The organism is Pseudomonas sp. TTU2014-080ASC (assembly GCF_001446935.1).
In the GTDB taxonomy this organism is placed as follows: domain Bacteria; phylum Pseudomonadota; class Gammaproteobacteria; order Pseudomonadales; family Pseudomonadaceae; genus Aquipseudomonas.
The window spans coordinates 757,900-773,051 of the sequence record NZ_LKKK01000011.1; the positions used below are offsets into that span (position 1 = coordinate 757,900).

12 protein-coding genes are annotated in these 15,152 nt (G+C 55.7%); 4 read left to right on the forward strand and 8 right to left on the reverse strand.

The features are described 5' to 3' along the window. Window positions 1–82 precede the first annotated feature (82 nt). Complete coding sequence (locus AO726_RS13935) at window positions 83–1,960, forward strand: SurA N-terminal domain-containing protein (protein WP_058068661.1); 1,878 nt, start codon at window positions 83–85, stop codon at window positions 1,958–1,960. Window positions 1,961–2,120: 160 nt separating this feature from the next. On the opposite strand, the gene fabI is transcribed toward AO726_RS13935, so the two are convergent. The 8 genes from fabI to gloB form a co-directional block, all read right to left on the reverse strand. Next, window positions 2,121–2,915: an enoyl-ACP reductase FabI gene (gene fabI / locus AO726_RS13940; RefSeq protein WP_058068662.1), complete on the reverse strand. Its 795-nt coding sequence runs from the start codon at window positions 2,913–2,915 to the stop codon at window positions 2,121–2,123. 30 nt (window positions 2,916–2,945) lie between these two features. Beyond that, window positions 2,946–4,553 carry an ABC transporter ATP-binding protein gene (locus AO726_RS13945; protein ID WP_058068663.1) on the reverse strand — a complete coding sequence of 536 codons (1,608 nt, stop codon included), beginning with the start codon at window positions 4,551–4,553 and terminating at the stop codon, window positions 2,946–2,948. A gap of 1 nt (window position 4,554) precedes the next feature. Further along, window positions 4,555–5,574, reverse strand: coding sequence for an ABC transporter permease (locus AO726_RS13950; RefSeq protein ID WP_058068664.1), 1,020 nt, complete (start codon window positions 5,572–5,574; stop codon window positions 4,555–4,557). A gap of 4 nt (window positions 5,575–5,578) precedes the next feature. Beyond that, window positions 5,579–6,649, reverse strand: a complete 1,071-nt coding sequence (locus AO726_RS13955; protein WP_058068665.1) for a microcin C ABC transporter permease YejB — start codon at window positions 6,647–6,649, stop codon at window positions 5,579–5,581. Window position 6,650: 1 nt separating this feature from the next. After that, window positions 6,651–8,492 carry an extracellular solute-binding protein gene (locus AO726_RS13960; protein ID WP_058068666.1) on the reverse strand — a complete coding sequence of 614 codons (1,842 nt, stop codon included), beginning with the start codon at window positions 8,490–8,492 and terminating at the stop codon, window positions 6,651–6,653. Beyond that, window positions 8,489–10,324 (reverse strand): extracellular solute-binding protein, encoded by a 1,836-nt coding sequence (locus AO726_RS13965; RefSeq protein WP_058068667.1) that lies wholly within the window; start codon window positions 10,322–10,324, stop codon window positions 8,489–8,491. The genes AO726_RS13960 and AO726_RS13965 overlap by 4 nt, the downstream gene beginning before the upstream one ends. Window positions 10,325–10,569: 245 nt before the next feature. Beyond that, window positions 10,570–12,162: a lytic transglycosylase gene (locus AO726_RS13970; RefSeq protein ID WP_058068668.1), complete on the reverse strand. Its 1,593-nt coding sequence runs from the start codon at window positions 12,160–12,162 to the stop codon at window positions 10,570–10,572. A gap of 99 nt (window positions 12,163–12,261) precedes the next feature. After that, entirely contained in the window at window positions 12,262–13,035 is a 774-nt protein-coding gene (gene gloB / locus AO726_RS13975) for a hydroxyacylglutathione hydrolase (RefSeq protein WP_058068845.1), read from the reverse strand. A 118-nt stretch (window positions 13,036–13,153) separates the two neighbouring features. Here gloB and AO726_RS13980 point away from each other — a divergent pair, with 118 nt between their 5' ends. The 3 genes from AO726_RS13980 to dnaQ are packed head-to-tail and all read left to right on the forward strand — an operon-like array spanning window position 13,154 to window position 15,128. Then, a complete protein-coding gene (locus AO726_RS13980) occupies window positions 13,154–13,939 on the forward strand; it encodes a class I SAM-dependent methyltransferase (RefSeq protein WP_058068669.1) in 786 nt (261 codons plus the stop codon). A 3-nt stretch (window positions 13,940–13,942) separates the two neighbouring features. Then, a complete protein-coding gene (gene rnhA / locus AO726_RS13985; RefSeq protein ID WP_058068670.1) occupies window positions 13,943–14,395 on the forward strand; it encodes a ribonuclease HI in 453 nt (150 codons plus the stop codon). Then, window positions 14,388–15,128, forward strand: coding sequence for a DNA polymerase III subunit epsilon (gene dnaQ, locus AO726_RS13990; RefSeq protein WP_058068671.1), 741 nt, complete (start codon window positions 14,388–14,390; stop codon window positions 15,126–15,128). The genes rnhA and dnaQ overlap by 8 nt, the downstream gene beginning before the upstream one ends. Window positions 15,129–15,152: the final 24 nt, after the last annotated feature.

Below are 15,152 nucleotides of genomic sequence, written 5' to 3' on the forward strand. Positions count from 1 at the left end.
CATCTACTGATGCGCCTTTCTTCTATCCAGACTTTACCCACACTGCGCGATTGCATTTTTCTACAGTCGTTCTGGGGGACGCATGCTGCAGAACATCAGGGACAATTCACAAGGTTGGATTGCCAAAACCATTATCGGTCTCATTGTCGTGTTGCTTGCACTGACAGGTGTTGAGGCGATGTTTACCGGTCCTAATAACGGTAAATCGGTAGCCGAGGTGGATGGCCAGGAAATCAGCGCCAACGCCCTCACTCAAGCTGTAGAGATGCAGCGCCGCCAGCTGCTTCAGCAGCTCGGCAGGGATTTTGACCCTGCGATGCTGGATGAGAAGCTGCTGCGTGAGGCATCACTTAACGGGCTGATCGAGCGGACATTGCTGCTCAACAGCGCCAAGGATTCCAAATTTGCATTTTCTGAACCGGCTCTGGATCAGGTTATTCTGAGCACGCCTGAATTTCTGATTGACGGTAAATTCAGCCCTGAGCGTTTCGATCAGGTGATTGCACGCCTGGGTTACAGCCGTATGCAGTTCCGCCAGATGCTGGAAGAGGAAATGCTGATCGGCCAGCTGCGTGCTGGTATTGGCAACAGCGGTTTTGTGACTGATGCCCAGATCAAGGCTTTTGCTGCACTTGAGAAGCAAACTCGTGATTTCGCGACGCTGACACTGAAGGCTGACCGTGATGCGGTCACTCTGAGCGATGACGATATCAAAGCTTACTACGATGCCCAGGCCAGCGAGTTCATGACGCCTGAGCAAGTCGTGCTGGAGTATGTGGAGCTCAAGAAGGACGCTTTCTTTGACCAGGTTGAAGTCAATGATGACGACTTGCAGAGTGCTTACCAGAGTGAGATTGCAGGCCTGAGTGAACAGCGTCGCGCTGCGCATATTCTTGTTGAGGTGTCTGACAACACCTCTGATGAGCAAGCCAAAGCCAAGATCGAAGAGATTCAGAAGCGTGTGCAGGGGGGCGAAGACTTCGCCAAGCTGGCTAAAGAGCTGTCTGATGACAAAGGTTCAGCCACTGAAGGTGGTGACTTGGGCTTTGCCAGTAAAGGCGTGTATGACCAGGCATTCGAAGATGCTCTTTATGCTCTGAAAGAGAATGAAGTATCTGCTCCGGTTCGCTCTGAATTCGGCTGGCACCTGGTTAAGCTACTGGCCGTGCAGGCTCCGGAAGTCCCGACCTTCGCCAGTCTGGAAGACAAACTCAAGCGCGACCTGAAAACCCGCGAGGTTGAGCAGCGTTTTGTTGAGGTCTCCAAGACACTTGAAGACTCTGCTTTTGAGTCCTCTGATCTGGCGCAGCCAGCTCAGGAACTTGGCCTCAAAGTACTTACCAGTGAGCCGTTTGGTCGCCAGGGTGGTGCTGAAGGCATTACTGCAAACCGTCAGGTAGTGCAGGCTGCATTCAGTGATGAAGTGCTTGAGGATGGTAGCAACAGTGGTGTGATTGAACTGGATCCGAACACTGTTGTTGTGGTTCGGGTAAAAGAGCATCTTAAGCCGCAGCAACTGCCGCTGGAGCAGGTTTCTGACAGTATTCGTGCGCAGCTGGTAAAGGTTCGTGCCGCTGAGGCTGTAAAGGCTAAAGGCGAAGAGCAGCTGAAAGCACTGCGCAGCGGCAAGACTCCGGTCGAGCAGGCTCAGCAGGGTGAGGCTTGGCAGGTTGTGGAGGCCGCCACTCGCAGTCAGGAAGGTGTTGAGCCAGTTGTACTGCAGGCACTGTTCCGCATGAGCAAGCCTGAAGCAAACGATAAACCGACATTCTCCGGCATCAGCCTGAATAACGGTGATTATGTGATCATCCGTCTCAATGGCGTAAGCCAACCGGATGCTGCGCTTAGCGATGAAGAGAAAGCCATGTATGGCCGCTTCTTGGCTTCGCGTGTCGGTCAGCTCGATTTCGATGCTTTCCGTAAGCAATTGGAAGCTGATGCTAAGATCGAGCGGTTCTAATCGCTCTGTATAAAATAGGCCGCTATATGCGGCCTTTTTTATTTCCGTGAGTCTGTTGTGATTTCGCCAGAGGGGTTTCCGCAGTTGCGCAGACAAACAAAAACGCCCGGTGCGATGCAGCGGGCGTTTTTGTATACGGCAGTTACAAAGCGTGATCAGCTCACTCTTCGATGTTGCCCATTGCTGTGGTGTTGAAGCCACCGTCAACGTACATGATTTCGCCGCTGACGCCGGATGCCAGGTCGGAGCAGAGGAAGGCTGCGGCATTGCCGACTTCTTCAATGGTCACGTTACGGCGCAGCGGAGTCTGCTTCTCGTTGGCTGCCAACATCTTGCGGAAGCTCTTGATGCCGGAGGCAGCCAGGGTGCGGATTGGACCTGCCGACACAGCGTTAACGCGGGTGCCTTCTGGGCCGAGGCTGCCGGCCAGGTAACGGACACCGGCTTCCAGGCTGGCTTTAGCCATGCCCATGACGTTGTAGTTAGGCATAGTGCGCTCTGCGCCCAGATAGGACAGAGTCAGCAGGCTGCCATTGCGGCCTTTCATCATTTCACGGCCCGCTTTGGCCAGAGCTACAAAGCTGTAGGCGCTGATGTCGTGGGCGATGCGGAAGCCTTCACGGGTGGTGACGTCGGTGAAGTCGCCATCCAGTTGGTCGCCCGGGGCGAAACCAACGGAGTGAACGATGCAGTCCAGGCCGTCCCACTTCTTGCTCAGGGCTTCAAAGACTGCAGTGATGTCGTCGTCATTGGCAACGTCGCACGGGAAGCACAGTTCTGGGCTGGAGCCCCAGCCTGCGGCGAATTCTTCCACGCGGCCTTTGAGCTTGTCGTTCTGATAGGTGAAGGCCAGTTCGGCGCCTTCACGGTGCATCGCTGCGGCGATACCTGAGGCGATGGACAGCTTGCTGGCGACACCAACGATCAGAACGCGCTTGCCGGTTAGAAAACCCATGTGTGTGATTCCTCTTCCTGTCTACAAGGATTAATTAGCTGGGGCCAAGAAGGCCGCTTCCAGTAACTGTTGTGTATAGATGTTCTGTGGCGCTGCGAAGACACTTTCTGCTGGTCCCTGTTCGACAACTTTACCCTGTTTGACCACCATCACTTGGTGGCTGAGGGCTTTTACTACGGCCAGGTCGTGGCTGATGAACAGGTAAGTCAGATTGTATTTAATCTGCAGGTTGCGCAGCAGTTCGACCACTTGGCGCTGTACTGTGCGATCCAGTGCGGAGGTTGGCTCATCCAGCAAAATTAGCGCTGGTTTGAGCACTAGAGCTCGGGCGATGGCTATGCGTTGGCGTTGTCCACCAGAGAACTCGTGGGGGTAGCGGTGCCGGGTTTCAGGATCGAGGCCTACTTCTTTCAATGCCTCAATGATGGCGGCTTCCTGCTCATCTTCGCTGCCAATCTGGTGGATACGGAGGCCTTCTCCAATGATTTGGCCTACAGACATGCGTGGGCTCAGACTGCCGAAGGGGTCCTGAAAGACTACTTGCATTTGACGTCTGAGCGGGCGCACATCGGCCTGTGAGAGGTGTTCGATCGGCGCACCGTTGAAGCGTATGCTGCCTTTACTGCTGATCAGGCGCAGGATGGCTAGCCCCAGTGTAGATTTACCTGAGCCGCTCTCGCCGACAATCCCCAGCGTGTGCCCTTGTGGCAAGCTGAAGTTGATGCCATCGACTGCTTTGACATGGTCAACAGTGCGGCGTAGCAAGCCTTTTTTGATTGGGAACCAGATTCTCAGGTTGTCGACTTCAAGTAGGGGGCTTCCAGCTGGCTGATCGGCAGCGGTTCCGCTTGGTTCGGCATCCAGCAGCAGTTTGGTGTAAGGATGCTGTGGCGCGGTGAACAGCGTCTCGCATTCAGCCTGTTCGACGATTTCACCTTGTTTCATCACGCACACACGATTGGCAATGCGCCGGACCAGGTTTAAGTCGTGGCTGATCAGCAAAATAGCCATACCCAAGCGGGTTTGCAGGTCTTTGAGCAGGCCGAGAATTTTTAATTGAACGGTCACGTCCAGGGCTGTTGTCGGCTCGTCTGCAATCAGTAGTTCTGGCTCGTTAGCCAGTGCCATGGCAATCATTACGCGCTGCCGCTGGCCACCTGAAAGCTCATGCGGGTAAGACTTAAGGCGCTTTTTCGGTTCAGGAATGCCGACTAGTTCCAGTAACTCCAGCGTGCGCTTGGTCGCTGCTTGTTTGCGCAGGCCTTTGTGTAGGTAGAGCACTTCGTTGATCTGCTTTTCAATGGTGTGCAGCGGATTGAGCGAGGTCATCGGCTCTTGAAACACCATGGCGATGCGGTTACCGCGGATGCTGCGCATTTGCCCTTCGTTAAGGGTTAGCAGGTCTTTTTGCCGGTAGTGGATGCTGCCGCTGGGGTGCTGGGCAAGCGGGTAGGGCAGCAGGCGCAGAATCGAGTGGGCGGTGACGGATTTACCTGAGCCGCTTTCGCCGACTAAGGCGACTGTTTCACCGCGTCGGATAGAAAAATTGACACCTTTGACGACGCGCTGCTTATTTTCGCCGTGGCTGAATTCGACGGCCAGATCCTTGATTTCGATCAGATTGCTGGATTCGGTCATCTTATTTCCTTGGGTCAAAGGCATCACGAGCGGCCTCGCCGATAAACACCAGCAGGCTCAGCATCAGGGCCAGAATGACAAATGCACTCATGCCCAGCCACGGCGCCTGCAGGTTGGATTTGCCTTGGGCGACCAATTCGCCCAGCGACGGTGCTCCAGGCGGCAGGCCGAAGCCCAGGAAGTCCAAGGCGGTCAGGGTGCCGATGGCGCTGGTGAGGATGAACGGCATAAAAGTCAGCGTCGAGACCATGGCATTGGGCAGGATGTGGCGGAACATGATGGCGTTGTTCTGCATCCCCAAGGCCCGTGCAGCGCGCACATATTCGAGGTTACGCCCGCGCAGGAACTCGGCACGCACCAGATCGACCAGGCTCATCCACGAAAACAGCAGCATGATACCCAGCAACCACCAGAAGTTGGGCTGCACGAAACTGGCCAGAATGATCAGCAGATAGAGCACTGGCAGGCCTGACCAGATTTCCAGAAACCGCTGACCGATCAGGTCAATCCAGCCTCCGTAGAAGCCCTGCAAGGCACCGGCAATCACGCCGATGATGGAGCTGATGATGGTCAGGGTCAGGGCAAATAGTACGGAGATGCGGAAGCCATAGATGACCCGCGCCAAGACATCACGGCCTTGATCATCGGTGCCCAGCCAGTTTTCAGCGGAAGGCGGGGCCGGGGCCGGTACTTGCAGGTCGTAGTTGATGCTGGAATAGCTGTAGCGAATCGGCGGCCAGATCATCCAGCCTTGCTTTTCCTTGATCAGCTCTTGGAAGTACGGGCTTTTGTAGTTGGGTTGAAGGGGGAATTCACCGCCAAACGTGGTTTCGGGGTAACGCTTAAATACCGGGAAATACAGTTCGCTGTCGTAGCTGACAACCAGCGGTTTGTCGTTAGCGATCAGTTCCGCACCCAGGGTGATGACGAACAAGGTCAGGAAGATCCACAGCGACCACCAGCCTCGTTTGTGGGCCTTGAACAGTTGCAGGCGACGTTGCGCAATTGGAGACAATTTCATCTGCTTACTCCCGGCTCTCAAAGTCGATACGGGGGTCGATCAGGGTGTAGGTAATGTCGCCAATCAATTTCACCACCAGGCCAAGTAGCGTGAAGATAAACAGGGTGCCGAACACCACCGGATAGTCCCGGTTGATAGCCGCTTCAAAACTCATCAGCCCCATACCGTCGAGGGAGAAGATCACCTCAATCAGCAAGGAGCCGGTAAAGAAAATGCCCATAAAGGCAGCAGGGAAACCGGCAATGACAATCAGCATGGCGTTGCGGAACACATGGCCATATAGCACGCGGTTCTTGGTCAAGCCCTTAGCCCTGGCAGTGACGACATATTGTTTGCTGATCTCGTCGAGAAAGCTGTTCTTGGTCAGCAGGGTGAGGGTGGCGAAGTTACCGATTACCAAGGCGGTAACCGGCAGCGCCAAGTGCCAGAAATAATCCAGAATCTTGCCGCTTAGGCTGAGCTCCTCAAAGTTGTTCGAGGTCAAACCGCGTAGTGGGAACCAGTCCCAATAGCTGCCACCGGCAAACAGCACGATCAGCAAGATGGCAAACAGGAAGGCGGGAATGGCGTAGCCGATGATAATGGCCGAGCTGGTCCAGACGTCGAAGGCACTGCCGTTACGTGTGGCCTTGGCGATACCCAACGGGATTGATACCAGATACATGATCAAGGTGCTCCAGAGCCCGAGGGATATGGAGACCGGCATTTTTTCGATGATCAGGTCGATCACCTCCGCGTCGCGGAAGAAACTGGAGCCAAAATCCAGCTGGGCGTAGCTTTTGAGCATCAGCCAGAAGCGTTCCGGGGCTGACTTATCAAAGCCGTACATCTGCTCGATTTCTTTAATCAGGTCTGGGTCCAGACCTTGGGCTCCCCGATAATTTGAACCGGCAACCGAAACTTCAGCGCCACCCCCGGCAACACGACTGGTGGCGCCATCGAAGCCTTCCAGCTTGGCGATCATTTGCTCTACCGGGCCGCCGGGCGCGGCCTGGATGATGATGAAATTGATCAGCAGAATGCCGAACAGGGTCGGAATGATCAGCAGCAAGCGCCGCAGTATATAAGCCAGCATGTTATTGCTCCGAACCGGAAGTCACAGGTTCGGCCGCAGCTGCCTTGGGTAGATCACGGGCCCACCAGGTGTACAGGCCAATGTCGTACTTGGGGCTGGTCGCCGGGTGTTCGAAATGATTCCAATACGCGACGCGCCAGGTTTTGATGTGCCAGTTCGGTACCACGTAATAGCCCCACAGCAGTACACGGTCCAGCGCCCGTGAGCGGGTGATCAGATCCTGCCGGGAGTTCGCCTGGATCAGCGCAGTAACCAGTGAGTCGATAGCCGGGTCTTTGAGGCCGATCAGGTTACGGCTCCCCGGGTTGTCGGCGCTGCTGGAATGCCAGTATTCACGCTGCTCATTACCCGGCGAAGAGGATTGTGGGAAGTTGCCGACAATCATGTCGTAATCACGCGAGCGCAGGCGGTTGATGTACTGGGAAACGTCGACCCGGCGGATCACCATGTCGATGCCCAGGTCTGCCAAGTTGCGCTTATAGGGCAGCAGGATGCGTTCGAATTCGGTCTGCGCCAGCAAAAACTCAAAGCTGACCGGTGTGCCGGCAGCGTCCAGCATCTGATCGCCTTCTACACGCCATCCCGCTTCCTGGAGCAATTGGTAGGCCCGGCGTTGTTGTTCTCGGATGATGCCATTGCCGTCGGTGACAGTTGGCGCATATACCTCGGTAAACACGCTGGGCGGGACTTGCTCACGCAGCGGTTCAAGCAGCTCCAGTTCTGCTTCCGAAGGCAGGCCTTCAGCACCTAGTTCCGAGTTCTCAAAATAGCTGTGGGTTCGGGTATAGGCACTATTGAACAGTTGGCGGTTAGCCCATTCGAAATCAAACAGCAAGGAGAAGGCTTCGCGAACCCGGCGGTCGTTGAATATCGGGCGTCGCGTGTTGAAGATAAACCCCTGCATACCCACCGGGTTGAAGTTGGGGATCTCTTCCTTGATTAATTGACCATTGGCGACGGCCGCTACGTTGTAAGCGGTGGCCCAGTTTTTCGCGCTGTTTTCCTGCCAGAAGTCGAAATGTCCGGCCTTGAGAGCCTCAAGGGCTACGGTGTTGTCGCGGTAATAGTCGAATTGCAGGGTATCGAAATTGTAGAAGCCACGGTTGACGGGCAGGTCTTGGCCCCACCAGTCTTTGACCCGCTCATAGCGGATGGAACGCCCAGCCTGCACCTTGGCGACTTTGTAAGGGCCGCTGCCGAGCGGAATTTCAAGATTGGCTTTGCTGAAGTCGCGATCCTGCCACCAGTGTTTGGGGAGAACCGGCAGTTGCCCGACAATCAGAGGCAGCTCACGGTTGCCAGCATGTTTAAAGATGAATTTGACGCTCTTCGGGGATTCAACTTCGGCCCTTTCAACCTCGGCATAGTAGCCACGGTACATGGGGGTGCCTTTGCTCATGAGGAGGTCGAAGGTGAACTTCACATCCTCGGCTGTAATGGGCTGGCCGTCATGAAAGCGAGCTTTTGGGTTCAGATAAAACCGTACCCAGGAGTTGTCGTCAGCTTTCTCGATTTTCTCTGCCAGCAGGCCATAAACCGTAAAGGGTTCGTCCATGCTGTGGGTGGTCAGGGTGTCGTAAATAAGGTTGATCCCTTCGGCGGAGACACCTTTGCTGATGAACGGGTTGAAACTGTCAAAACTACCGAACCCAGCCTGGCGCAGTGTGCCGCCTTTGGGGGCGTCTGGGTTGGTGTAATCGAAGTGCTTGAAGTTAGCCGGATATTTGGCGGGCTCGCCATACAGCGTCAGGGCATGTTGTGGCGCTGCAAAAGTCAGGCTGGCGGCGCTCAGCAGGACAACACCACTGATGTGAGCAAGTGCGCGCAAGGCAGCGTGGGTCATTCAGCTTTCTCCATGGGCTTGAGCCACCAACTACGCAGGCCCAGCGTGTAGGGTGGTGTGGTGTGGAATGCAAAACGGTTTCGATAAGCCAGCCGATGGTAATCGATATACCAGTTCGGGATGCTGTAATGCTGCCACAACAATACCCGGTCTAGCGCACGGGCGGCTGCAACTTGTTGATCGCGGCTCTGAGCTGCCAGTAGTTGGGCGATTAGCTCATCAACTACAGGGTGAGCCACACCTGCATAGTTACGCCCGCCCTTGACCATGGTCTGGGAAGAATGGAAGTACAGGGATTGCTCTATTCCCGGGCTGTTGGTTTGCGGCAGCGTGGTCAGAATCATGTCGAAATCGTATTGGTCCAGACGCTGCTTGTACTGGGCGCGATCTACCGTGCGCAAATTGGCCTGGATGCCGATACTCGCCAGGTTCTTGGTATAGGACTGGAGAATGCGCTCCAGATTTGGGTTAACCAGTAGGATCTCAAACTGCAGGGGCTTGCCTTTGCTATTAGTAATGCGTTGGCCGGAAGGCTTCCAGCCCGCTTCGGCCAATAGGCTGAGCGCGCGCCGCAGTGTTTCACGGGGGATGCCTCTTCCATCTGTGTGCGGGACGCTAAAGGGTTCTGTAAATAGGCGGGCCTGGAGTTTCTTACGGTGCGGAGACAGTAGGAGCCACTCAGCCCCAATCGGCGTGTCTGTCGCTGAGAATTCACTGTTAGGGAAGTAGCTTTTCGCCCGTGTGTAGGAGCTGTTGAAGAGAGCTCGGTTGGCCCATTCGAAGTCGAACATCAATCCCAAAGCTTCGCGCACTTTGCGCTCAGCGAAGATATCCCGGCGGGTGTTCATAAACAGCGCCTGAGTCTGGGTCGGTATCTTGTGAGGGATTTCCGCACGGATCACTTCGCCTCTGGCCAGTGCCGGGAAGCGGTAGGCCGTGGCCCAATTTTTTGCCTGCTGTTCGATGTAGATATCAAACTCGCCAGCTTTGAAGGCTTCAAACGCGACATTGCTGTCGCGGTAGAACTCGACCTCTACACGGTCAAAGTTGTACTTCCCGCGATTCACAGGCAAATCACTTCCCCACCAGTCTTTGACGCGCTCGAACACTAGGCTGCGGCCAGGGCTGACGTGGGTGATCCGGTACGGCCCATTGCCCAGCGGCGGCTCGAAGGTGGTCGCTTTGAAGTCGCGGTCTTTCCAGTAGTGTTGCGGCAGTACTGGCAACTCGCCCAGACGCAGAATCTGCAGGGAGCTGTTCGGTTGCTTAAGGATAAAACGGATGCTCAAGCGGTTGAGGATGTCTACCCGTTTAACCTCCTGCAAATTGGCGCGGTACAGCGGATGGCCTTCCTTGAGCAGCAGGCGGTAGGAGAACGCCACGTCGTAGGCGGTGATGGGCTTGCCGTCGTGGAAGCGGGCTTGCGGGCGGATATTGAACACCACCCAGCTGCGATCATCACTGTACTCAACAGACTCTGCTACCAGTCCGTAGCTCGAAGCGGGTTCATCTCCAGATGGATCGTAAGCACCGGTTCCCACCATCAGCGGGGCATTCAGCTCGTTTACTCCATACTGAAGAAAATTAGCCGTGCTGATCGGGCTGGAGCCTTTGATGGTGTAAGGGTTGAGCGTGTCAAAGGTGCCTGACGCCATCATACGCAACGTGCCGCCTTTTGGGGCTTTAGGGTTAACCCAATCGAAATGCGAGAAACTGGCGGGGTACTTCAGGTCACCGAACTGAGCGTAACCATGACTTTTATAGACCTCTGCCCAGGCGCTTTGCGTGATAACGATGATCAGTAGGGAAATCAGTGAGAGCAGGGCACGCATTCAATAAAGTATCCGATCCGTGGCGTCTGGAAGGCAGCTGAGAGGCCACATTAACAGCTTGTTCCGGCACGAAAAAGAGTACTTGAACAAGAGTGCCATTAATCATGTTTAGGCCAGGGTTATTCTTGTACTGCCCTGGTGTGCAGGGGCTGCGACAAAAGAATTCAGCCCCGGCCATTAGCGGACTGAAGCGAAATCCAAGTTGCGGTTAGATCTGACCTGTCACATCACAACAGGTTCTGTAATCAGTTGGCTGTATACAGGGTCAGTGTCTGGCCAGGCCTGAGGGATTTACCCGCCCTTGGATTCCAGTCTTGCAGACTGCTCATAGGCACTTTGAAGCGCCGTGCGATCTCGTACAGCGAGTCCCCGGACTGAACGCGATAGTAGGTGATATTTTGCCGGGGCTGGCCGCCAGTGCTGCTGCGCGTAGCTGTCTGGGATTGTGCGGCTGCGGCCTGAATGTTCAGGACCTGGCCGACTTTAAGGCTGTTGCCTGAGAGACGGTTCCAGCGCTGAATGTCACTGACCCGGACATTGTGGCGTTGGGCGATTTGCCACAGGTTGTCGCCACTCTTGACCCGGTAGGTGCGCGTCGCCGGAGTCTGGGCCACCGCCTGCCGTTCACTGCGTTGCTGATAAAGCGGCTCTTGGCTAGCTGCTGTTGCCTGGGCTGGAATGTTGAGGATCTGGCCAACGCTCAGGTTATTACCCGAAAGCTTATTAATGTCGCGCAGTGTGTTGACAGTGATTTGGTTGCGATTGGCAATGCTGTGCAGGCTGTCGCCTGGCTTGACCCGGTATTCCTGCCAATTGACCGCTTCAGCCTTGAGCAACGATAGGCTGGCACTAAATTGCTCGGCTTTGTCTGCCGGTACCAGCAGGTGCTGCGGACCGTCGTGAGTGATGCCCTTCTTGTAGGCCGGGTTCAGTAGTTCGAGTTCGCTTTCGTCGAGGTTGGCGATCTGCGCTACGCGGGCAAGATCCATGCGCTGGTTGAAGGCGACCTTCTCGAAATAAGGCTCGTTAGCGATTGGGGCCAAGCTTACGCCGTAGGCCTGAGGAGTCATGATCACCTGGGACAAGGCGAGCAGTTTAGGCACGTAGTTCTGTGTTTCAGTGGGCAGCGACAGGTTCCAGTAATCCGTTGGCAGCCCAAGCTTTTCGTTGCGCTCAATAGCTCGGCTAACTCGGCCTTCACCGGCGTTATAAGCTGCCAGGGCAAGCAGCCAGTCACCGTTGAACATCTCTTTGAGGCGGCTCAGGTAATCAATGGCAGCCTGCGTTGACGCCATCACATCCCGGCGACCGTCGTACCAGTTGGTTTGGCGCAGGTTGAAGTTGCGTCCAGTGGACGGAATGAATTGCCATAGCCCAACAGCATGGGCGCGGGAATAGGCCAGCGGGTTGTAGGCGCTTTCAATCATCGGCAGCAATGCCAATTCGGTTGGCATGTTGTGCTGCTCTAGGCGCTCTACGATGTAATGAATGTAGGGGCTGCTGCTATTAGCGGCTTTTTCAACGAAGGAAGAGTTACTGACAAACCACAGACGCTGCTGCTCAATGCGCGGGTTAAGGGTGATGTTGTCCTGAAGTTGATAGCCGCCGCGCACACGGTCCCAGATATCTTTGGGCTGGCTGCTGGCACTGCTGGCAGTTTCACTCAACCATTCGGGGGTGCGCTGCAGGCCGACAGCCAGGTCGGTATTACGACCGGTGTCGGCACTTTGCTGTTGTGTCTGACAGCCGGCCAGCACGATGCACATCATCACTACAAAGTGCCGTGCACTTTGTGCGAATACCTTAAAAATCAAGGAGTTGCTATGTGAAGATGACATTGGCTGAGGTGTATTTCCCGTAAAAAAATTCGGGCGATTCTAGGAATCGGTCCAGCCGTGGTCAAGTTTTAACCAGTGTTGTGCGACATAATGTTCATTTCAGAACGTGTCCTTCCAGCTGCGCAACGCGGCAAATACGGCGACGGAATCCTTGAGTGCTGTGTCGCAGTGACGCACCGCTGAAGCAATCACTTCAGGTGTTTCACAGCGTAGAAATGGATTGGTGCTTTTCTCTAGGCCGATTGTAGACGGAAGGCTGATGCATCCTTCTTGGCGCCATTGCGTAACCTCTTCAAAACGCTGTTGTAAACGGCTATTACCGGGCTCTACTGCGACCGCAAAGCGCAGATTGCTGAGGGTGTATTCGTGGGTGCAATAGACGTGGGTCTGCTCAGGCAATTCAGCAAAACGGCTCAGGGAGGCATACATTTGCGCTGGTGTGCCTTCGAACAGGCGACCACAGCCAGCGGCAAACAGGGTGTCGCCGCAGAACAACCAGTGCTGTTCAGGTTGCACATAAGCAATATGGCCAATGGTGTGACCCGGTACGGCCATGACTGAAAAACTCAGGCCCAGAACCTCTAACTGATCACCGTCATTCAGAGCCACATCCCGGGCTGGAATCCTTTCATTGGCTGGGCCGCTAACGCGCGCGCCGGTTGCGGCTTTTAACGACTCAACGCCGCCGACATGGTCAGAGTGGTGGTGGGTGATCAGGATATCGCTGAGCTGCCAGCCCGGGTTTTCATCCAGCCAGGCCAATACTGGCGCAGCGTCACCTGGGTCGACAACCGCGCAGCGGCGGTTGGTCGGCTCTTGCAGAAGCCAGATATAGTTGTCATTGAAAGCGGGTAGTGCGTCGATTTTGATCATGGGATAGTCGCTAATCAGGTCGCAAAGGCGCATCTTAGGATTTGTGTGTCAGAGCGTCGAGCCCGCCAACGGCTTAGCATCAGGCCAGTATGGCGTGATCACGTGAAGGTGAGAGGGTATGTCCGGACATCCAATTGCCAGTGCTGATAAAGAATGGCTAAACCTAAACGCGGCCGCCCGTGCCTGGTTGGCGGGGCCGCATGGTCAGCTGTTGCTGACCCAGGAGCAGCCCTTGCTCGAGGAGGAGCTGGGCCGTCTGTTTGGCGGATTTCTCCTGCATTACGGGCCCGCGGCAGACAATCCGCCAGGCACTGGCATGATTCAGCGCACCGTGCGACTGGGGGCACCGTTCGCTGGTATCGATATTGTTTGTGACGAACATTCCTGGCCGGTCAGCGAGGGAGCAGCTGATGCGGTGTTGCTGCAGCATGGCTTAGATTTCAGCCTGATGCCTCATGGATTGTTGCGCGAAGCGGCTCGCGGCGTCAGACCAGGAGGGCACTTGCTGATACTGGGAATCAACCCGCTCAGCCTGTGGGGCTTGGGTCACACCCTGAAAAGGGGGGATCTGCGTAAGGCACGCTGTATTTCCCCTGCACGAATCACCGACTGGCTGAATGTGCTGGGCTTTGTGCTGGAGAAACGCAGCTTCGGGTGCTATCGTCCGCCGCTTTCTTCGCCGGTGTGGCAGGAACGGCTGGCACCGCTCGAGCGTCTGGGACGTCGCTGGGGCTTGCCGGGAGCGGGGTTTTATCTGTTAGTGGCCCGCAAGCTTGTCCGTGGCGTCAGACCGAATAAAGTGGTCAATCGCCCACCACTGGGCAAGTTACTGCCTTTGCCGGTGGCACAAGTCAGCCGTTATCAACCCGGACAGCCGGACAACTATCAATCGCGGAATGACTGATACATGAGTGAACAGGTCCTTATCTACACTGACGGAGCCTGCAAGGGTAATCCGGGTGTTGGAGGCTGGGGCGCGCTGCTTATTTATAAGGGCGTGGAAAAGGAATTGTGGGGCGGCGAGCCGGACACCACCAATAACCGCATGGAAATGACCGCAGCGATTCGGGCGTTAGCCGAGCTCAAGCGCAGCTGCGACGTGTGTCTGGTGACTGACTCGCAATACCTGATGCAGGGTATTCAGGACTGGATGCCGAACTGGAAAAAACGTGGTTGGAAAACAGCAGCCAAGCAGCCTGTAAAGAATGCGGATTTGTGGCAGCAACTGGACGAGCAGGTGAATCGGCATAACGTCACCTGGCGTTGGGTGCGTGGGCACACCGGCGACTCGGGGAACGAGCGCGCCGATCAGTTAGCTAACCGCGGAGTCGATGATGTGAGAGGGTTGAAACATGCGTAGCGTGGTTCTGGATACTGAAACCACCGGTATGCCGGTGACCGATGGCCACCGGATTATTGAGATCGGCTGTGTCGAATTGATGGGGCGCCGCCTGACTGGTCGTCACTTCCACGTTTACCTGCAGCCTGATCGTGAAATCGACGAGGGCGCGATTGCAGTCCACGGGATCACCAACGAATTCGTACAGGACAAGCCGCGCTTTAAGGATGTAGCCGACGAATTCTTCGAGTTCATCAATGGTGCGCAGCTGATCATCCATAACGCGGCGTTCGACGTTGGCTTTATCAACAACGAATTTGCCCTGATGGAGCAGCACGACCGTGCTGATATCAGTGAGCATTGCTCGATCCTAGATACCCTGCTGATGGCCCGTGAGCGCCATCCTGGGCAGCGCAACAACCTCGATGCCCTGTGTAAGCGTTACGGCGTAGATAACTCCGGTCGTGAGCTGCACGGCGCATTGTTGGATGCCGAGATTCTTGCCGACGTCTATCTGGCCATGACTGGCGGGCAGACTAACCTTTCCTTGGCCGGTGATGGCAGTGAAAGCAATGGTGGTCGCCAGCAAGCTTCGCCAATCAAACGTTTGCCTGCTGATCGTCCGCGCACCCGGGTGATTACAGCCAGCCCGGAAGAGCTGGAGGCGCATCTGGCTCGCCTGGCGATCATTGAAAAGTCCGCAGGTGCACCCTCTCTGTGGGCGCAGATGGAGCAGGGCGAAGGCAACGCCTGAGTCGGTCTCCAGTTATCTGCTAGC